Origin of the sequence: Acinetobacter sp. YH12151, from assembly GCF_013418355.1 — a bacterium.
In the GTDB taxonomy this organism is placed as follows: Bacteria; Pseudomonadota; Gammaproteobacteria; order Pseudomonadales; family Moraxellaceae; genus Acinetobacter; species Acinetobacter pseudolwoffii.
Genome location: NZ_VPCG01000018.1, coordinates 1 through 20,099, shown reverse-complemented (window position 1 = coordinate 20,099; position 20,099 = coordinate 1). Strand labels below are relative to the sequence as shown.

At 41.2% G+C, this 20,099-nt stretch carries 19 protein-coding genes and 2 pseudogenes; 18 read left to right on the top strand and 3 right to left on the bottom strand.

The features are described 5' to 3' along the window. Positions 1–253: 253 nt before the first annotated feature. The 3 genes from FTU82_RS08470 to FTU82_RS08460 all read left to right on the top strand — a co-directional run bounded on the left by FTU82_RS08470 (position 254) and on the right by FTU82_RS08460 (position 3,711). A complete protein-coding gene (locus FTU82_RS08470) occupies positions 254–1,519 on the top strand; it encodes a carbohydrate porin (protein WP_180101244.1) in 1,266 nt (421 codons plus the stop codon). A gap of 93 nt (positions 1,520–1,612) precedes the next feature. Then, a complete protein-coding gene (locus FTU82_RS08465; RefSeq protein ID WP_180101243.1) occupies positions 1,613–2,722 on the top strand; it encodes an NADH:flavin oxidoreductase/NADH oxidase in 1,110 nt (369 codons plus the stop codon). Positions 2,723–2,784: 62 nt separating this feature from the next. Next, positions 2,785–3,711 carry an AEC family transporter gene (locus FTU82_RS08460; protein WP_005097988.1) on the top strand — a complete coding sequence of 309 codons (927 nt, stop codon included), beginning with the start codon at positions 2,785–2,787 and terminating at the stop codon, positions 3,709–3,711. A gap of 260 nt (positions 3,712–3,971) precedes the next feature. Here FTU82_RS08460 and FTU82_RS08455 read toward each other — a convergent pair whose 3' ends face one another. Next, a complete protein-coding gene (locus FTU82_RS08455) occupies positions 3,972–4,769 on the bottom strand; it encodes a tetratricopeptide repeat protein (RefSeq protein WP_005097985.1) in 798 nt (265 codons plus the stop codon). A 427-nt stretch (positions 4,770–5,196) separates the two neighbouring features. On the opposite strand from FTU82_RS08455, the gene FTU82_RS08450 reads away from it, so the two are divergent. Then, positions 5,197–5,442, top strand: a complete 246-nt coding sequence (locus FTU82_RS08450; protein ID WP_005097984.1) for a hypothetical protein — start codon at positions 5,197–5,199, stop codon at positions 5,440–5,442. Positions 5,443–5,494: 52 nt separating this feature from the next. Here FTU82_RS08450 and FTU82_RS08445 read toward each other — a convergent pair whose 3' ends face one another. Beyond that, positions 5,495–6,220 (bottom strand): folate-binding protein YgfZ, encoded by a 726-nt coding sequence (locus FTU82_RS08445; RefSeq protein WP_180101242.1) that lies wholly within the window; start codon positions 6,218–6,220, stop codon positions 5,495–5,497. Between the two features lie 116 nt (positions 6,221–6,336). Next, positions 6,337–7,731: pseudogene (locus tag FTU82_RS16190) on the bottom strand (multicopper oxidase domain-containing protein); the annotation flags it as partial. Positions 7,732–8,375: 644 nt separating this feature from the next. Here FTU82_RS16190 and acnD point away from each other — a divergent pair. From acnD to FTU82_RS08380, 14 genes and pseudogenes are all read left to right on the top strand, one after another. After that, complete coding sequence (gene acnD, locus FTU82_RS08435; RefSeq protein ID WP_100535372.1) at positions 8,376–10,991, top strand: Fe/S-dependent 2-methylisocitrate dehydratase AcnD; 2,616 nt, start codon at positions 8,376–8,378, stop codon at positions 10,989–10,991. Positions 10,992–11,151: 160 nt separating this feature from the next. Continuing rightward, positions 11,152–11,370: a hypothetical protein gene (locus tag FTU82_RS16185; RefSeq protein WP_034608409.1), complete on the top strand. Its 219-nt coding sequence runs from the start codon at positions 11,152–11,154 to the stop codon at positions 11,368–11,370. Between the two features lie 20 nt (positions 11,371–11,390). Beyond that, positions 11,391–11,816, top strand: coding sequence for a hypothetical protein (locus FTU82_RS16180; protein ID WP_257221947.1), 426 nt, complete (start codon positions 11,391–11,393; stop codon positions 11,814–11,816). Then, entirely contained in the window at positions 11,782–12,264 is a 483-nt protein-coding gene (locus tag FTU82_RS16175; protein WP_257221945.1) for a hypothetical protein, read from the top strand. The genes FTU82_RS16180 and FTU82_RS16175 overlap by 35 nt, the downstream gene beginning before the upstream one ends. Before the next feature lie 128 nt (positions 12,265–12,392). Next, positions 12,393–12,536, top strand: coding sequence for a zinc ribbon-containing protein (locus FTU82_RS08425; protein ID WP_004645925.1), 144 nt, complete (start codon positions 12,393–12,395; stop codon positions 12,534–12,536). A gap of 307 nt (positions 12,537–12,843) precedes the next feature. After that, positions 12,844–13,185 carry a hypothetical protein gene (locus tag FTU82_RS08420; protein ID WP_034608928.1) on the top strand — a complete coding sequence of 114 codons (342 nt, stop codon included), beginning with the start codon at positions 12,844–12,846 and terminating at the stop codon, positions 13,183–13,185. 193 nt (positions 13,186–13,378) lie between these two features. After that, positions 13,379–14,599 (top strand): annotated as a pseudogene (locus FTU82_RS08415) (IS3 family transposase). 96 nt (positions 14,600–14,695) lie between these two features. Further along, positions 14,696–14,917 (top strand): hypothetical protein, encoded by a 222-nt coding sequence (locus FTU82_RS08410; protein ID WP_005104128.1) that lies wholly within the window; start codon positions 14,696–14,698, stop codon positions 14,915–14,917. Between the two features lie 113 nt (positions 14,918–15,030). Beyond that, positions 15,031–15,291, top strand: coding sequence for a hypothetical protein (locus FTU82_RS08405; protein WP_180101241.1), 261 nt, complete (start codon positions 15,031–15,033; stop codon positions 15,289–15,291). Between the two features lie 531 nt (positions 15,292–15,822). Continuing rightward, positions 15,823–16,071, top strand: coding sequence for a DUF6868 family protein (locus FTU82_RS08400; RefSeq protein WP_159516699.1), 249 nt, complete (start codon positions 15,823–15,825; stop codon positions 16,069–16,071). Positions 16,072–16,168: 97 nt separating this feature from the next. Continuing rightward, positions 16,169–16,882 carry an SIMPL domain-containing protein gene (locus FTU82_RS08395; RefSeq protein ID WP_159516700.1) on the top strand — a complete coding sequence of 238 codons (714 nt, stop codon included), beginning with the start codon at positions 16,169–16,171 and terminating at the stop codon, positions 16,880–16,882. A gap of 83 nt (positions 16,883–16,965) precedes the next feature. Then, positions 16,966–17,631 (top strand): pseudouridine synthase, encoded by a 666-nt coding sequence (locus FTU82_RS08390; RefSeq protein ID WP_159516159.1) that lies wholly within the window; start codon positions 16,966–16,968, stop codon positions 17,629–17,631. Between the two features lie 584 nt (positions 17,632–18,215). Continuing rightward, entirely contained in the window at positions 18,216–19,148 is a 933-nt protein-coding gene (locus FTU82_RS08385) for a DUF4041 domain-containing protein (RefSeq protein WP_180101240.1), read from the top strand. Between the two features lie 259 nt (positions 19,149–19,407). Beyond that, positions 19,408–19,797, top strand: coding sequence for a ribonuclease E inhibitor RraB (locus FTU82_RS08380; RefSeq protein ID WP_005097967.1), 390 nt, complete (start codon positions 19,408–19,410; stop codon positions 19,795–19,797). The last annotated feature ends 302 nt before the right edge of the window (positions 19,798–20,099 follow it).

The window sequence follows — 20,099 nt, the reverse complement described above, 5'->3', positions numbered from 1 at the left end:
TTGCATGTTTAGACCAAAAATTAAAGAAATAAAAGGAATGAAAAAACAAATAAATCCTAAGTTTTTGAAAAACATATAAATAATTTAACTATTTTGAAATAAAATTATATTTTTTGTATTAAGGCATAACTAAAAGTTTAATCAATAATAAAAAAAATAATAAGAATTTATAGGAAAAGTTATGTAAATTCATGCACCTAATAGCAATTTTAAAAACCTTGCTTGTTTTTCTCTCCGAATGTTTAGGTTTTACATGAAATATTTAGGTTTCGCTTTATTGCCATTAATGGCTGCCATGACAACCGCGCAGGCAGAATCTGCATTTGATCCGCAAGGTCAATATTTACTGGGGGACTGGAATAGTCAACGTACAGAACTGGCTCAGCAAGGAATTAAATTTGAAGCCAATCTGCTAACTGATACAGCCTATCTTGCGGATGGTGGCCGGAATGCAGGCGCAGATCCATTAACTTCTGCCCAGTTATGGTTGGGAACTCAACTGGACCTGGAAAAACTGGCAGGATGGAACGGTGTCACGGTACGTGCTGCAATGAGTGCGCGCCAAGGCCAAAGTACGTCTATCCGTGATTTGCAAGATCCATCAGCGCCACAGATGGCCAATGCACAAGGTACGTTTGGGCGTGGCAATCAGGATAGCCGTCTGAGTGAACTTTCGATTGAAAAGAATTATAAAGAACAAGGACTGAGTATTAAGGCTGGCCGTTTGGGGCTGGGCATGGACTTTAATGTGATGGCCTGTGACTTTGCCAGTACAGCATTTTGTGCTGCGCAGATGGGTAAATGGCAAGGCAATATCTGGATGAATACGCCAGTATCACAATGGGGTGTGCGTATAAAGCAGCAGCTGAACCCTGAACTTGCGGTACAAGTCGGTGTTTATGAGTTTAATCCGGACAATGGCAATGGGGCTAAAGAAGGTCAAGGCTGGAGTTTGGATACTGAGCATGCCGATGGCGTGACCATTCCAGCAGAAATTGTATGGACACCCAAATCACTCATCAATAACTTGCTGGGTAGCTACCGTGTGGGTGGAATGTACAATACTGCGGATGATCCAATCAATCAAAAAGATATTGTCACTGGCCAAGCTGAAGATCGTACCTTTGCAGGCTGGTTGGCCATCGAACAGCAATTAACTTCAACAGGTCAGGGGCGTCAGGGCCTGCATTCATTTGCCAATTTCACCTGGCATGACCGTGTGACCAATAAAGTCGATCATTCACAACAGCTTGGGGTGAAATATATTGGCCTGCTCGACAGTCAACCGAATGATATTTTGGGTCTGGCAGTTAACCGTGTGCACGTGAATAATCGCTTTGCAGAGTCGCGTCCAGCATTCAATGCCGATGCAGAATACAATATCGAACTCAACTATAGCTATAATGCAACAAAGTGGCTGATGCTACGTCCAAACCTGCAATATGTAGTCAATCCAGGGGCAACTAACAACGTAGATAATGCACTGCTATTTGGTTTAACCAGCCGCATCATCTTCTAAATAGTGATCGTTCACGTTATAACTAAACAGGCTTTTTAAAGCCTGTTTTTTATTGCCCGATCATACTTCACATGAATAAAGAGGGATTGCCACATGACATTATTATTTCAACCGTTAAAGTTTGGTTCATTATCACTCAGCAATAAAATTATTATTGCACCCATGTGTCAATATTCAGCCACAGATGAGGGTGAAATCACATATTGGCATGAGCAGCAATGGGCGAGTTATGCGCTCTCTGGCGCCGGACTCTGTATTGTCGAGGCGACTGCCGTACAACCAGAAGGTCGTATCAGTTATGCAGACCTGGGATTGTGGAATGATCAGCAAGCTGCCCAGATCAAAGCATTATTGGCCAAAGTTAAATCTATATCGCCAATGCCATTTGCTATCCAGCTTGCACATGCCGGACGTAAAGCCTCTACAGATAAACCATGGGCAGGTAGAGGCCAGTTTAAACCGGATGAGGCACATGGCTGGCAAACTGTTTCTGCCAGTGATCTTCCTTTTCAGGCAGACGAACATCCTCCTAAAGCGCTGAATCAGGCAGAGATTGATCAGGTCATTGCAGACTTTGCAGAAAGTGCCAAACGCGCAGTTGATGCAGGCTTTGACCTGATTGAACTACATGCAGCACATGGTTATCTGTTACATCAGTTTATGTCGCCACTTTCCAATAAGCGTGAGGATAAATATGGTGGTTCACTGGAAAACCGGATTCGCCTGACGCTGGAAGTATTGCAAGCGATGAAGGCAGCAGTTCCGGAAGATTATCCAATCGGAGTGCGTATTTCAGCGAGTGACTGGATGGAGCATGAGGATAGCTGGAATATTGATTCTTCGGTTGAACTCTCTAAAGCCCTCGAAGCGGTGGGCGCAGCTTATATTCATATTTCCAGTGCCGGTTTACATGTCAAACAGAACATTGATGTGAAACCGAACTATCAAGTACCTTTTGCAGATATCATCAAAAAAGCCGTCAATATTCCGGTAATTGCTGTAGGTTTAATTACCGAAGCAGAACAGGCAGAACATATTCTGCAAAAAGGGCAGGCCGATGCTATCGCTATTGCACGGGCGATTCTCTACGATCCACATTGGCCTTGGCATGCAGCTGCGGCACTTGAAGAAAAACTAAAGATTTCACCCCAATATCTTCGCAGTGCCCCGCATGGTCTAAACCATCTGTTTGAGCCTTTTTAACAATCTTTTCTAAGCAGGAAAGTCGTATAATAGTCACTCATTGCAAATGAGGACGCTGCATTATGATTTTTGCGGTCATTGTGCCCATTTTTTTATTGTTGGCACTGGGTTATCTGACTGTAAAAAGTCAAGTGTTAGACAAAGAGCAAGTGGGTACAGTCGGTGCTTTTGTCATTAAAGTGGCGTTGCCTCTGCTGTTTTTCCAGTCTCTCGCCTCTAAAGACCTGCATGAAATCTGGTATTTTGAATACTTTGCGGTGTATAGCAGCGTAACTTTACTGCTCTATGGTAGCGGTTTCTGGATGATGCGCCGTTATTTTCAGAATACGCATTCGCAGAGTGCAGTATTGTCGCTGGGCGCCGCGATGTCGAATACCGGACTGATTGGTACGGCCGTGCTTAGTCTGTTAATCGGGCAGCAGGCCATGACTTATACTTCTCTGGTGGTCATCATTGAAAGTATGTTGCTGATTCCTTTGGTACTGGTCATGGCTGCGCTGGGAACACAGCATCAGGCAAATCTTGGCTCCATTTTTAAAAGTGTGGTGCTGACTTTAGTAACAAACCCCTTATTTATGGGGGTCGTACTGGGTATGGCCTGTGCGATTTTTCAGATTAAAATTCCGCTCTATATCGATCAGGTTTTTGCCTTGATCGGACAGACAGCATCGCCATTGGCCTTGTTTGCGATTGGTGGCGGTATTGTGGGAATGAGCCTGAAATACGTCAATCTGCAAAGTTTCTATCTGGTGTTTTCTAACAACATTATGATGCCGCTGCTGATGTATCTTGGCCTCAGTCAATTGACCAGTTTAAGTCAGGAAATGGTTCATGCGGGTACTTTGATTGCTGCCTTACCGATGCCAACAATCTTCGGTATGTTGGGACAGGCCTATGGTTTAAATGATCGAGCCTTAACACCACTGCTGATGAGCACCATCGCTGGTTTTATCGTGACCAGCGGCCTAATTGCCTTGTGGTGGGGATAGCTCATTCCAGGATTGATTCTCTCCTTATAAAAAGCCCCATATTGGCATTTTCTTTTTTAAATTCATGATTATATTTTACAGGTAGAAAAGTCAGCCGCAACTGTTTGAGGCATGCGGTGTATTGCACCGCAAGATTAAAAATGATTGTTTTTGCGACAAATTTACCAGTGGATGCTGGCTGACGAGTTTTGCGATGAGAGTATGGCTCCGCAAGATGCCTTTCTTGCGAAGCTCCGCTTCTCATTGGGGGCGAAACCAAATTAACTCTTTTTGGCAGGTATTTTTTTCTGCTCCGCCATCATTTTGTCTACTGCTGCCAAAGACTCTTTAGCCTGCGGAATATTTTGCTGTGCCAATGCAGCAAAGATTTTTTTCGCTTCAGGCAAGTTTTGCTGCACGATACTGCCATTGGCAAACATATTGCCGACTGCCATCAGGGCAGGGATATAGCCTTTTTTAGCCAGATCCTGAATACTGCTTAAACCTTGCTGAATCGGTTTTTCATCTTTGTTTTTAAAACCAGAGCTGATGTCATATAAGGCTTTGGCGTGAATCGCTTGCATATTACCTTTTGTGATTAATGGTTGCAGCTTTTGTAGTCCGATTTTATTTGAGGCGGGGGTATTTTCAGCAAATAACAGCACAGCCAGATCTACACTGGCATCATCAAAGTTGGCTGCTGAGGCACGTTCCAGATACTGTTTGGCTTTGCTTAAATCCTGCTTTAGTCCTAATGTACCCGCCGCATAATTTTTGCCCAGTACATAATTGGCCACAGGGTAACCTTTGCTGGCTGCCTGTTCATAGAGCTGGATGGCTTTTTTCTCGTCTTTGGCAGTGCCCTGGCCGGTCTGGGTTAAATAGCCTAAGTTATATATGGCTTGGGCATTTCCCTGACTAGCCAATTGATTTAAAGCGTCATAGGCGCCTTTGAAATTATTGGCTTTCACCATGGCTTCAATTTTTACAAACTGGGGGTCGGCCTGATCTTTTACAGTATTTGCCAGAGTGAATTGCGCAGAAACTGCAAGAACGGTAGCGAGTATTAACTTTTTCATGGTTCCTATAACCTTATTATTGCTGGCACCTAAGTCCTTGGTGCGGTTTTAATCATTTTCACTTACATCATAAAAGGATTTTGTGCTTTGTAAATATACAATTTGTCATTAGAGTTCTTTCATAAATCATTTTTTAATTATTATAAATGAAATTCTATCTTCTTGTCGGAGACTTGCGCAGCATGCTCCTCCTCCCGGAGGGAGAAGGGACGTTCAACCTCTATTTAAATATGAATAAAATTATCATTTCTTGAGTTATGAAAGGGATTTACTCAAAATAAATCATCAAATCAGGATATACCGATTTAACCAGATCACTGATCTGGATAACTTTCCTATCAATCATTCAGATATTGAAAGGATTACTTTGCTTAAAGGAACTTCTCTGGTTAAATCTCGGTTTAAATCAGCCTCTCAGGATTGAGCCATGTTTGTCAAAACGATTAAACGCCACTATGACAGAATTAACGTAGATGAAACGATTGCGGATGAAGACAAGATTGACGCACTGCTGATGAAGCTCGGTGCAGAATTTTTGATTAGTCAGGAAGACCGGGTTTACACCTTTCAAAAAGGTGAATTAACCACAAAATTTGATGCCAAACATGCTCGTGCTTATCACTTCAAAGATTATGTGGTGAAAGATATGAATAAGCTGTTTCATGGTTTCTAAAACAAAAAAAGCCAAGAGTTAACTCTTGGCTTTTTTAGGGCCTAAACCGGAATTATTGCGGACGTGCTACATCACCGCTCAAAGCCTCAGGAAGTTCCAGAACCTCTAGACCCAACTCGGCCAATGCTTCAGGTTTGGCTACGACCAAGGCTTTATAGCCATCCTTCAGACTGATGCTATTCACGACTTCAACATTGTTGTTGAGCTGAGTGCCGACTACAGGTGCTTCACCCGTCGCTTGAATCAGATGCAGCCAATGTTTTGGCTTGGCTTTAAACCATAAGCGTGCGATGACTTCCTGACCTAAGTAACAACCTTTGTCATAGTGAATGCTTTCACGTTGATGTAAGCGCAATTCCTGTGGTTGAAACAGGGTCGCAGTGGCCGCCTGAATCCAGGCCTGACCTGATTCAATGGCTTGCTGCTCCCAGGTCGCCACATCGGTTTCAGTCGCAACAAAGTCAGTATGAATATCCTTGATCACAGGATAAACCGCACCGACCAGTTCCAGTTTCATTTTTGAAAAGGCACCAAATTTTTTAATATGATTCGCCAGTTCAGTGGCCTGATCGTCAGTACTTACAATTTCAAAGCTTTCCGGACTGAGCTTTTTAAGCCATAAGCCAAATTGAATACGGCCTTTCAAGCTACAGATCGCGGTATAACGTGTCTGGTTTTCAGCCAATGTTTCAGTATTCAAAGTCACCTGACCTTGAAGGAATTTTTGTGCATCAACACCATTCAGACTAAACAATGTAAAAGCAGGAGACGTTGCCATGATAAGCCCCAGTTTGAATACTATAAATCAATGCAGTTATTGTGCAGCAAGCATCAAATAGAGGCAAACAAAAAAGCCAACAATCTAAATCATCGGCTTTTATGGAATGATAATATTTAGTGGTGATGGCTAGCCGGTAATGGCGAATCACAAGGGAATTTACCGCCACAAATCCGAACATATTCCATCATGCCCTGATCTTCATGATCGAGAATATGACAATGCTGCACAAAATCACCTTCAAATTTCTTGTAATGGCTGCGGACAATTACCTGATATCCCTGTTTAACAAAGATTGTATCTTTAAACTGTCCTTTTAAGCCGCGGTATTGAATATCTTCCAGATTAGGATTTGGATCTACTGCCAGCGGAATATCGCTGACATCCTTACCCGTTGGATCCAGTACTTTTACAATCTGGAAGGGGTTCACATGGATATGATAAGGATGATTCAGGTTATTACTGCTAAGAATCCATTCATCAATTTGCCCAAATTCCAGTTTCCGTACATATGCACCTTCTACTGCATCCGCGCCGGTAAAGAGGTCACCAAAACTATAGATTCCCTCAATATCACTGTAACGGTAGCCAAATTTACCATTTGGACCAAAGCTGGCATCGAAGATTGAGCGTTGTGGTGGGCGGTTCTTTAAGCGATTTTCAATTTCAGTGGTCATCAGCGATGGATGGTCGATAAAGGCAGAAAGTTTTAACTGTGAGAGCTGGGTCTGAATTTCTTTGTTTAAGCCAATTTTCTGTGCCTGAGCTTGTAAAAACTGGGCTGGCGTTTGCGCTTTTAATTTACTCGCTTTGACATTCACCCATCCCAGTAGTTGGGCATTTAACGTATTACCCGGAGCGAGTTGAGGTGTAATTTGTCCGGATGTAGGGATGGCATTGATTTCATCATCAATGTTCAAGTTGGTGTCAAAAATACAGTATCTATTCGTGCTTGGGAAGGCGACCATCGCATCGTGACGGTAACCGGGTTGAAATATCGAGATTCTACGTGTCTGCACATGATCCATGGTTAAACCATCCTGAGCAATGGTATGGACCGGCAAGCTAGTGAGCTGATCAAAATCTGCTTTTTTGTCTTCTTCCTGAAATTCAGAACAAGCTTTAATGGTTTGTTCAGCGGTAAATTTTTGTGATTTTGGCAGTTCTTTAATAATAAGACCAAGGGTGTCGCGAACACCACCATGAATCATACGCCAGCGCTTAAACTGGTTTTGCTCAACTTGAATCTCGCCATGTACTTTGCCATTAATCGAGGTGTAATAATGATTTGCTCCCCATGAATTAAAGGCATTCAGGCCTTGATAATTTTCCAGCGTACCGACTTCACCAGCATCACAATTATTGAGATTGGTCGTGCCTGCCGGGTGAGTGCATCGATACTGAATTTGCTGAAACAGGAGGATATTTTCATTAGAATAGCTGTTCTTGCCTTTATCTTTCCACAGAATATCCATGTCTCCCGTCGATAACTTCATTGATGACTTTATTCTCGATAAAAATCATCTGCTACCACAGAGAATCTATAAATAATAGTGCGTAAGTCCTAACATATTAAAATAGTTATAAAATTTGTAAGAAAGTCTTACGAAAATTATGGAATTGAATCAGGACACAGTTTTTAAATGGTTCTATCGCTGAAATACGATGATTTTCGGAATTATTGTATAAGGATGTTGTGAAGATATGCTTAATATCCAGTTTTTATCAACAAGCCGCTTGCATATAAAGACCTAAATGTAAGAGAAGAGACTTATTTGGCTTTTAATAGTTGGCTTTTAATCGGTTATAGGGTCTATTCGCTGCTTAAAATACAGCTCATAAAAGTTGCATGAATATGAAATAAAGCCTGTTTATTGCGCCTATATGTTGATTATTTTTTATGCTGTTGTGAGTGTCTCATACTAAAGAATGAGATGAATTTTCTACGATTTTTCAAAAAAATAGAAGTTTAGAGCCAAAATTCTAAAGGCCAGATAACAAATTGATTAAAATAGACCAATTTCTATAATTAAACTATTGAAAATTATAAGATTTGGGAAATGGACTTTCGGCAGCGTACAATGCCTTGATTAAAAACAAGTCATCAATAAATTTTGATGTGCAAAAAAGAGTAATAAACGAGGGCAGGCAAGCTATGAACAACAACTACCGTAAACCGCTGCAATCCACCCAGCTGGAATATTATGACGTGCGTCAGGCCGTAGAAGATATTCAGCCAGGCGCATATGCCAAACTTCCTTATACCTCCAAAGTGCTTGCTGAGCAGCTGGTTCGTCGTTGTGATCCTGCCATTTTAGAACAGTCTTTGCGACAGCTGATTGAGCGCAAACAGGAACATGATTTTCCATGGTATCCGGCACGTGTGGTCTGTCACGACATCTTGGGACAAACGGCTTTGGTCGATCTTGCCGGCTTACGTGATGCAATTGCAGAACAGGGCGGTGACCCGGCTAAAGTCAATCCAGTGGTACCGACCCAGCTGATTGTCGATCATTCATTGGCAGTGGAATTTGGTGGTTTTGATCCGGATGCTTTTGAGAAAAACCGCGCGATTGAAGACCGTCGTAATGAAGACCGTTTTCATTTTATTGAATGGACCAAAACCGCGTTTGAAAATGTCGATGTGATTCCTGCCGGTAATGGCATCATGCACCAGATCAACCTGGAGAAAATGTCTCCGGTGATTCAAAACCGTGACGGTCTGGCATTCCCGGACACCTGTGTCGGTACAGATTCACATACCCCACATACTGATGCGCTTGGCGTGATCTCGATTGGTGTTGGCGGCTTGGAAGCGGAAAATGTGATGCTGGGCCGTGCATCTTGGATGCGTCTGCCTGACATCATTGGTGTGGAGTTTGTTGGTCAGCGTCAGCCGGGCATTACCGCAACCGATATTGTGCTCGCACTGACAGAATTCCTGCGTAAAGAACGTGTGGTCGGGGCATACTTAGAATTCTTCGGTGAAGGTGCCGACAGCATGTCAGTGGGTGATCGTGCCACGATTTCCAACATGACTCCGGAATACGGTGCAACCGCTGCGATGTTCTATATCGATCAGAACACCATTGATTATCTGACTTTGACCGGTCGTGAAGCAGAGCAAGTCAAACTGGTTGAAACTTATGCCAAAGAGATTGGTCTGTGGGCATCGGATATGACTCAGGCAGAATATCCACGTGTATTGCGTTTTGATCTTTCAACAGTAACCCGTAACATTGCTGGCCCATCCAATCCGCATGCTCGTGTCTCGACATCTGACTTAAAAGAAAAAGGCATTGCCGGTAATCTAGAGGCTGCACGTGCGCAAGAAGCTGAAGGTTTAATGCCAGATGGCGCGGTGATTATCGCGGCGATTACGTCTTGTACCAATACCTCAAACCCGCGAAATACCGTGGCGGCAGGTTTGCTGGCGCGTAAGGCCAATGAACTCGGTTTAGTCCGTAAGCCTTGGGTGAAATCTTCTTTTGCACCGGGTTCTAAAGCAGCAGCGTTATATCTTGAAGAAGCTGGCGTACTCAAAGATTTAGAAAAACTGGGTTTTGGGATCGTGGCTTATGCCTGCACCACTTGTAACGGCATGTCGGGCGCACTAGATCCAAAAATTCAGCAAGAAATTATTGACCGTGACCTGTATGCCACAGCGGTATTGTCGGGCAACCGTAATTTCGATGGCCGTATCCATCCTTATGCGAAGCAGGCTTTTCTGGCATCTCCACCACTGGTGGTGGCGTATGCGATTGCCGGTACGATTCGTTTTGATATCGAAACGGATTCACTTGGTAATGACAAAGATGGCAACCCGATTTATCTAAAAGACATCTGGCCATCGGATGAAGAAATTGATGCACTGGTGAAAGAAGCAGTGAAGCCGGAACAGTTCCGTCAAATCTATATTCCGATGTTTGATTTGGGTGTGAATGAAAAGGCAGCAAGCCCGCTATATGACTGGCGTCCGCAAAGTACCTATATCCGCCGTCCGCCGTATTGGGAAGGTGCCCTCGCTGCACCACGTACCTTAGCCAATATGCGTCCACTGGCGATCTTGGGTGATAACATCACCACCGATCATTTGTCACCATCCAATGCGATTGTGCTCGACAGTGCTTCAGGCGAATACCTGAAAAAAATGGGCGTGCCTGAGGAAGACTTTAACTCTTATGCAACGCATCGTGGTGATCACCTGACCACACAACGTGCAACATTTGCCAACCCGAAACTGTTTAATGAAATGGTGGTGCGTTCAGACGGCAGCATCAAGCAGGGTTCGAAAGCACGTGTGGAGCCTGAAGGCGAAGTGATGCGGATGTGGGAAGCGATTGAAACCTACATGAACCGTAAACAGCCGTTGATCATTATTGCAGGTAAAGACTATGGTCAGGGTTCGAGTCGTGACTGGGCGGCGAAAGGTGTGCGTCTGGCGGGTGTAGAAGCGATTGTCGCAGAAGGTTTTGAGCGTATCCACCGTACCAACCTAGTCGGTATGGGGGTATTGCCGCTTGAGTTTAAGCCGGGTACGGATCGTAAGACTTTAGGTCTTGATGGTACGGAGCTGTATAGCGTGATTGGTAATATCGCGCCACGTTCGACTTTGACTTTGGTGATTGAGCGTTCAACCGATGATGGTAAGAACCAGATTATTGAAGTGCCTGTGACTTGCCGTCTGGATACTGAAGAAGAAGTGCATGTGTATGAAGCGGGTGGGGTGTTGCAACGCTTTGCACAGGACTTTTTAGAAGGGAATGTTTAAGAATCTCCCCTAACCCCTCTTTAATAAAGAGGGGAACTCCCTCCTTTTTTAAAGGAGAGAAGTATTGCTTCGCAAGGGGGGAGATTAAAGTTATTGAAATTGTTTAAAAAACGCTCTAATGTGGATTGGGGCGTTTTTTATTTTTTAATGGGGGGGATTTTTGGAAATTTATAAAGATATTAATAATGATTCTAACGTGACGCATTACGAAATTGGTGAGACTTATATTAGAGTGAAATTTAGAGAAACGGCTAAAATTTATCAATACAGTTATAGGAAGGCTGGGAGGTTTCACGTAGATAAAATGAAAATATTAGCTAGATCTGGTAATGGATTAAATGCATACATAAATAGAAATGTTAAGTTCTTATATGACTGAATTTATGAAAGAGAAAAATAGTGAATAAGAAAAGTTTTGAATCTTGGCTCGATAGTTTAACAGAAGATCAAATTAAAGAATTTAATACAAAACAGCATGAAGAAAATTTGCGACAAGTAATTGCTTTTAAAGAGAGCTATCAGAAACGGCAATGTTACCTATGCAGAAAAGATTTCAAAACGATGAGTGTAGGAGAACCATGTCTACATTGGTTATTACGTCTTTGTAAATTTCAAAAAAAACATTTTAAATTGATATATGAAAAATATGGTTATCACAATATTGCAGCTTATTTAAGGTGGTGTGCAAATGAAGAGAAGTTACTTTCAAATATTAACGATCTAGACAGTGAAAGATCTGGGCGTAAAATTTTATCTTCTACAATAAAGTGGAAAAATATTGAGTGGACATTTGATTGCTCAGAGAATGATGCTGAGGGGGCATAAAGGCAAACAAATCGAATATCCCTACTACCATTTTCAAATGAGGATTGATGGAAGACCTTTCATAAATTTTAATGAATTCCATGTACCCTTTTCAAAAGAAGACCTGGAAATTTTGAAATTAAGGGATAATTCTAGAATAGTTCAAAATTTTGGGGTTGCAGGTTCTGGTATGCAAGATGCAGTGAGTGTAGATCCTAATAAAGTCATTGCCCCTTCAGAAAATGAAGAAGATGCAACGTATCATTTCTCTACTATAGTGGATATGAGTGATAATCCAATTTCAGGAGAAGAGCTCTATGAAATACAAATGGAAGCTAAAAAATTAGGTAAATCATTTGCTTATATGTTAAATGAAAGGTTGAGTGATAGAGCAAAAATACAAACTGTAATTAGCCCTGCTGAATCAATACCTGATATTGCAATTAGAACCGAACATAAAAGGCGATAAGACCATGTAGATTTTTGCAGTATTTGCCTTCGCCCAAATGCCATCATCATTTACAAAAATGGACAATAGACATTCATCACCAGAGGGTTATACTAGACAGACCATTTCTAAAACCATGGAGAACAAAGATGGTTACTGCTGGCGAAAAACCCGGAACAGGCTTCTATTTTTGTGTTCAATGCGGACACCGCACCTACTTAGAAATTGGTACTGATCGTTTACCACCGTGTACCAAATGCCAAGGCAATCAATTTAACAATAAGAATGCCTAAGCAAAACAACTCAAACAGTTACCCTCTGTTTTGAACGAAAGCCCTATTACTCGATAGGGCTTTTTGCTGTTTATTAGATAACCTTTTAGGTAGCAATCAAAAGATCAGGGTGAAAAAGCCAATCATATATGTATAGAAACTTATTAATTTAAAGTAAAACCTAATAAATTCAAAAAATTATTTGAAATTTAAATATAAACGGTATAGCTTGTCTGCTTTAAAAATTAGCTAACCACTTTTAAATTAAGGTTAGATATTTCCGGGGTGAAACAATGAAAAATTTGCAGCTTTAGTACTAGGCAGTGCAATCTTATTTACTTCAGGCTGTGCCACGATGTTTAATGGTTCAACTCAAACTGTGAATATCCGTAGTAATGATGAATTGGCTAAGTTATATGTCAATGAAGAATATATGGGACAGCGTAATACTGTCTATACTTTCAAAAAGAAAGAAAACTATGTGATTAAGGCAGAGAAGCAAGGCTGTCAAACCAACACCGTTATTCCACAGAAAACATTTGATCCAACAACTTTATTAGGTATTTTCCTGGATTGGGGACTTATTTCTATTCTGGTTGTAGATGGCGCTGCTACTGGAGCATGGCAAAAATTTAGCCAGACAAGTTATGTCGTTGATCCTAATTGCTAATTAATTCAATTAGATTGAAAAAAATATCCCATCATTGAGTGGGATATTTTTTTGTAAATTTACATCTTTTTGAACCTTGATTTTGATTGAAAATTAACCAAATCATCTCCATCTAAAAGAGATGGCTCCGTAAATTTGAACAACACCTATAAGTGATATTTTGCTCCCCAAATGATGTTATAAACATCGATATATGGAGTATTTTATGGCACGTAGACCAAGAAGAAATCATTCAAATGACTTTAAAGCTAAGGTAGCACTTGCTGCAATTAAAGCAGAAAAAACACTTGCTGAATTGAGTGCTGAATTTGATGTTCATCAAAACCAAATTATCGACTGGAAAAATCAATTGATTTCGGCTTCCTCGCAAGCCTTCGATCAATCAAAAGCTCCAGCAGAACCACCCATTGATCTAAAAAAACTACATGCAAAAATCGGTGAGCAGGCATTAGAAATTGATTTTTTAGAAGGTGTGTTGAAGAAACTGGGCCGCTTCAACCACAAAAGTTAATCGACGACTCACTTCAGATTTCAGTATCTAAGCAAGCTAAGCTACTGAAATCTGAAGTTAATCGACGACTCACTTCAGATTTCAGTATCTAAGCAAGCTAAGCTACTGAAAGTCTCCCGTGGTTGTTATTACTATCGCCCAAAACCTGTGAGTGCATCAGATCTGAAGCTGATGCGCTGTATTGATGAATTACATATGCAATACCCTTTTGCAGGTAGCCGTATGATGCGTGATTTATTGAACCGTCAAGGACATCATATAGGACGACGTCATACACGTACTTTAATGAAGAAAATGGGCATTAATGCGTTATATCGTAAACCAAATCTAAGTCAGGCCAATGAAGCTCACCGTAAATATCCTTATCTGCTCAAAGGATTGAATATTCAACGGAGTAATCAAGTGTGGGCAACGGATATAACATATATCCCTATGGCAAAAGGCTTCGTCTACTTATGTGCTGTGATTGATTGGCACAGCCGTAAGGTGCTTGCTCATAGCGTATCGATTAGTATGGAGGTTGCATTTTGTATAGAAACATTAAATGAAGCTATTGAAAAATATGGCCGACCTGAAGTCTTTAATACAGACCAAGGCAGTCAATTTACCAGTGATGCGTTTATTGAAGTGTTAAAATCAAATGACATCCAAATCAGCATGGACGGTAATCTTGCGCAGCATCGCTGCTCATAGGTCGATAATGTGATGATTGAACGATTATGGCGGAGCGTTAAATATGAAGAGGTGTATCTCAAAGCTTATAGCAGTGTCACCGATGCGAAAAAGCAATTGAGTGCATATTTTTAATTTTATAATTTGAAACGACCTCATTCGAGTCTGGACAAAATGACTCCAGATGAGTTTTACTATGACCAGCTACCACAACAAAATAAGGTAGCTTAACTAGAGCAGAACATCACTTATAAATAAGCTTTTAGTTGTTTAAACAAGTGGGACCACCTCTAAAAGCCTAGATTCACCGTATTTAAGGCTGCCGAATTGCAACATTATCTTGATCTTAATCACGACTCAGGTGTCGCCAATTACGAGATTGGTAACGAGTTTATTCGTGTGCAATTTAAGAAAACCTCGAAAGTCTATACTTACAGCTATAGTAGTGCCGGTTATCAGCATGTCGAGAACATGAAACAGCTTGCCCGATATGGCGATGGGCTAAATGCCTATATTAACCAGCATACCCGTCAGCTCTTTGTACACTAAAATTGGTCTGCTTCTTGCTTCAATCCAAGTCTGAGACGGCAAATATTTAATAACAGCTAAATATCTGCCTTGAAATAGTGCATGTGCACATATTGGAAAGAGGGCAAGCGCATATGGAAATCAGAGACTACGCACCAGAATCAGGCAAATTAGATAAAAAAGCCCATTTTTATTCTGCATGGCCATTAATTCTGATCCTGTTTGGGGGCGCGATTGGCTTGCTCTACGGCGTGATGGCATATTTGGTAAATCTGAAAATCTATAATTCTCAACTGACGAGACTCAATAAGGTTCTGGCCAATCTGCTCTGCGGGATGTCGGCGATCAGTATCTGGTGGTTTAGTGCACAATGGATTCAGGCTGCTTTGTTTTAATAAATAGTCATCATGTCTTGAAGATAAATTGCAATAAAGTCCATTTTTATCGAAGAAAAAAGCGTAAAAATTGAAGGATAGGGTTTATTTCCCTTAAATTAGATTAATAATGAAATAAATTTTCAAAAATTCTAAAAATTAAAAAAACATAGGAAATTAATCCCGTCCATCTTTGCCTAATATAGCTCTCAAGGGTGTGATGGGATCGGAAAGAGTAGCATGCTGCGAGCGGCGCAAAACGCGAGTGCAGTACGAACCCAAAAGGTCTCGATCCGGCTTAGGACGCTATAGACCATAAGTTTATAGGCTATAAGATCAAGTCTTACAAAGATTGATAGTTGAAGTAAACCATGAAACGTTTTCCCAACACCCTAAAAAATTCTCCGGCAATGCAACATAAGAAATCATTAAAATAACAATAAATCAAAAACTTAAGAAAAATATTCATTCAAGCAAGATACAAATCAGTTCTCATTTTCCCAGATCAAAACTGTTATTTTTAAAGCATCAGCTGCCTGGTGGGGAATCGTGATGAATCTCGATATTTGGTGTCGTTTTTTACTATTTTCCTTGCTCATCAATTACATCATTCTTATGCTCTGGTTCACGGTTTTTGTATTTGCCCGCAACTGGATGAAACAAGTGCACGGAAAATGGTTCCGGCTGTCTGAAGCCAGCTTCGATGTGATTCATTATTCGGGTATGGCGCTGTATAAAATTGGAATTTTGCTGTTTAACCTGGCGCCTTTAATTGCAATCTATTTGATCAAACAAAGTTAAGCGCGATTCTGAACTGCATTTTTTAATGACAAAAAATAGCTTGGGATTAGTCTAGTTAAATAACAATTAAAACAGGATTTCAAAGGAGTGGATGCAGATGAATCAAGTCAAACCGGCACTGATTTTGGGTGCCTTGATTGCTTTAGGGATGATGCTTGCTGGCTGGATTCTGGGCAATAGCGCCTTAAAAATCAAACAGTATGAACGTATTGTGTCGGTCAAAGGTTTGTCGGAACGCGAAGTCAAAGCTGATGTAGCAGTCTGGCCGATCCGTTTTAACGCAGGCAGTCAGGATCTGGCCCAGTTGTACGATACCATGCAAAACAATACCCAGGAAATTCAGACCTTTCTAAAAAATGAAGGTTTTAGTGCCGAAGAGATCACCAGTGCTTCACCGAGTATTACCGATAAATACGCCCAGCAATACGGCGGTGATGCCAATGTCGCACTGCGCTATACTGCCAGTCAGACCATTACCGTCTATACCCACAACATCGATGCAGTACGCAAGGCACAAAGCCGTCTGGTGGCTTTGGGTAGAAAAGGCATTGCCTTTGCTGGAGATGATTCCGGACAAAGAACCGAATATTTATTTACCAAGTTGAATGACATTAAGCCGGCGATGATTGAACAAGCCACCGAAAATGCCCGCAGTGTGGCAGAAAAATTTGCCGCAGATTCAAAAAGCAGTCTGGGGAAAATCAAGTCCGCCAATCAGGGCATGTTTAGTATCGAAGATCGCGACAGCAATACCCCCTATTTGAAGAAAGTCCGTGTAGTTTCGACGGTGGATTATTATCTGGCAGATTAATTTATCTGGCTATGCGCGGTGATTGACAGGTTAAATACAGCTTGTTATTTTGCGCGCATTGTTCCAGATGCTGTATTCCTAAAATGCCCATCAACCCCGACTTTGTCTATTGCCCACCGCAAGAACCGTTGCATATTGTTTATGAAGATGATGATCTGGTGGTGATTGAAAAGCCGGCCGGATTATTGTCGGTTCCCGGGCGTTTAGCTGAACATCATGACAGTGCTTATTTGCGGGTTCTGGACCAGTATCCGCAGGCTAAAATCACCCATCGTCTGGATATGGCCACTTCAGGTATTTTGATGTTTGCCAAACACCGTGATGCAGAAGTGGCGGTGAGTAAAATGTTTCAGGCACGTACCGTGCATAAAAATTATGTCGCACTGGTACAAGGCAAACTTGAAGGTCAGGGTAGCGTCGAAGTGCCTTTGATGACCGACTGGGAAAACCGTCCGCGTCAGATGGTGCATTATGAACTGGGCAAAACTGCCAAAACCTTATATCAGGCAATAGAATATTTGCCCCAGCAAGACATTAGTCGGGTTTTACTCACGCCCATCACAGGCCGTTCTCATCAGTTGCGAGTACATATGCTGTATCTGGATCATCCCATTACTGGCGATAAAATCTATCATCCAGAACCACAGCGCAGTCCTTTAAATCGTATGGCTTTGCATGCCAATTATCTGGCTTTTAGCCAGCCGCTGAGTGGTGTTCCGGTTGAAATTGAAGTCGTAGTCCCGTTTTGATTTGGATCATAAAAACGATGGTATCCAGTCAAATTAGTTCTATTTTGTGTAATCATTCAAAATGGTATTTGCCCTTAAACTGAACCGCTTAAATTAAAAATTGTGAGAATTTATTTCAGTCAATGCTCTGAAAATTAATGGTTTTTCATGTTTTTTATTTGAAATCTAATACTTATGCATTGCCCAATCTTCTGTCGATGTAGAACATACCGGTGAATGCTCGCTGCATATCTTGATGATGAGTTTAGGAATTTTTATTGTCTTTATCTGCTTTTATAAGCTTGATATCTTTATTTCTATTGGTTTTTTAATTTTACTGTCATTAATTTTAAACTTTTAAATTATATCCTTTGATATAAAAAATACCGTTAGCTGTTTCAGGATCGTTTTGATTTAAGCTGCAAATCAATTCATGATGTATGACTTGCACATAAAAAATTATAGAAAAATAAAATGAATGAACGACTTAGTGGCGATTAATGGCTTTGATTATCTGGCCGAAGTGATGCAAAATCAACCGGTACTTTATAATAAATTTTTAATTTGATGTTTTAGGGCAATGCCCGGGGTTAAAGGACAGAACAATGCTCAGTATGGCTTTTTTCGTTCTCGCGAGTATTTTATTATGTGCCTTGCTCTGGAGCTTGAAGATCCAGGCTTCATTACGCAGCAATATCCGGTTTTTACAGGAAAATCTGGATCATTCACGCAGCAGACTGGCAGATTATGACGCTCAAGTCGATGAACTGAATTATGACGTGACCCAACTGCGGGTACAGCATGGCAGTTTAACGACTGCGCTGAATAAATATAAAAAATATCAGGATATCTATGATATCGAACAATATATTATCAACCGGACTTTGCAGGCCGAAAATTTTGTTGAAGTGACCAAACTAGATGCTTCGATCATGATTGATGATCTCAAGGCTTATATTGAAAGCGTGAAAGACTATCTCGCCCAGTTTCAAGCGAAAGCCTTAGTCGAAGTTGAACAGCAGGCCAGAAAAAGTTTAGCGGGTTATTATCAACAGGCCAAGCAACAGCAGCACTTAGAGGACGTAGTGAATGCCCTGGAACATAAAATCCAGGCCAAGTATTACGGTTTATGTCTGCCAGTACCGCAACTTTTACAACAGCTGATCGCAGGATATAGTGAAACGGATGCGGCTCGGCATCTGCTCGATGTACGTGAAAAAATTCAGCAGGCTATAGCAACACAGCAGATCGCCAGTTGTAATTATATCGATGACGGCCGCCGTAGAAGTATCATTGAAATCTTTAGTTTGGCCTTTAATAGCAAGGCAGATTTATATCTTGCTCAATTAAACAGAGAAAATTTGGGACAGATGTTGCAAGCCTTAAGGGATGATTATGTCCTGCTGAATTATACCGGACAGCAACTGAGTCAGGCCACGATTCAGTCATCCTATCTGGATTTACGTTTAGAGGAATTAAAGTTTGCTGCACTGGTTGTGCACATGAAGCAAGAAGGCCGGCATCCAGAGACCGTATAGTTTTGATAGGCATCAAGCGCACTAAGTCTTGATGGTAGCTGATAACGAATAGGGTTTTAGCGAAAGATCGATATTCCCGGACGTGATAGGCTGTAAATATTTAAGAAATACCCATTTGACAGATAATTTTTATATTTATAAAAATCATATGTTTATTTATGGTTAAAAGATAATATTTTTTGTCCGGATCTCGATAATTGTCTAAAAATCAGCTAATCTTAGATGCAGAATAAAACAGCATCATAATAAGGATACTTCTATGTCACGTGATTACAATCAATTCCCTGACGATGAAAATGGCAATGTACTGTGGCAAATGCATCAGGATGGCGACGACCTGCAAGAAGCACATGAAATCGAATTTTCGCTGGTGTTTAGTGATGAAGAGCAGGCAGATCGTTGTGCCTTGTATCTCTTAAAGGAAGAACAAAAAATCAGCCTGTTTCAGGATGAAGAAAGCGCGACCCTGGAATGGATTATCACGATTTATGTCTATATGGAACCAACCTACGAGGATATTGTGGATCTGGAACAGTGGTTCAGCAAAATCGCTGCAGAATTTCAGGGTGAATATGATGGTTGGGGCTGCATGGCCTATGTCTATGATGATGAGCTGGATGAAGAAGAAAGCAGTCTACGTAATAGCTGATTGTGCCTGTATTTAAATAAAAAAACCCCGGTGCTGCCGGGTTTTTTTATCCTTTATATTTAGTTATATCGGAATGTCAGGACTTTAATACAGATACATAGTCATTATATATACCAGATTGAGGATTGCGTAAAATCAGTTCTATGGATGCTCAGCTTGGTCTGGTCAGTCTATATCAGAACTTTATGAGGTTTGTGACGATATTTTATTAAAATATAATCAGCTAGGAGTCGCATCATCCCCTTATACATGCCCTATCTGTGGATGGGATGAAGACAATGATCTAGCCATATATTGTGATG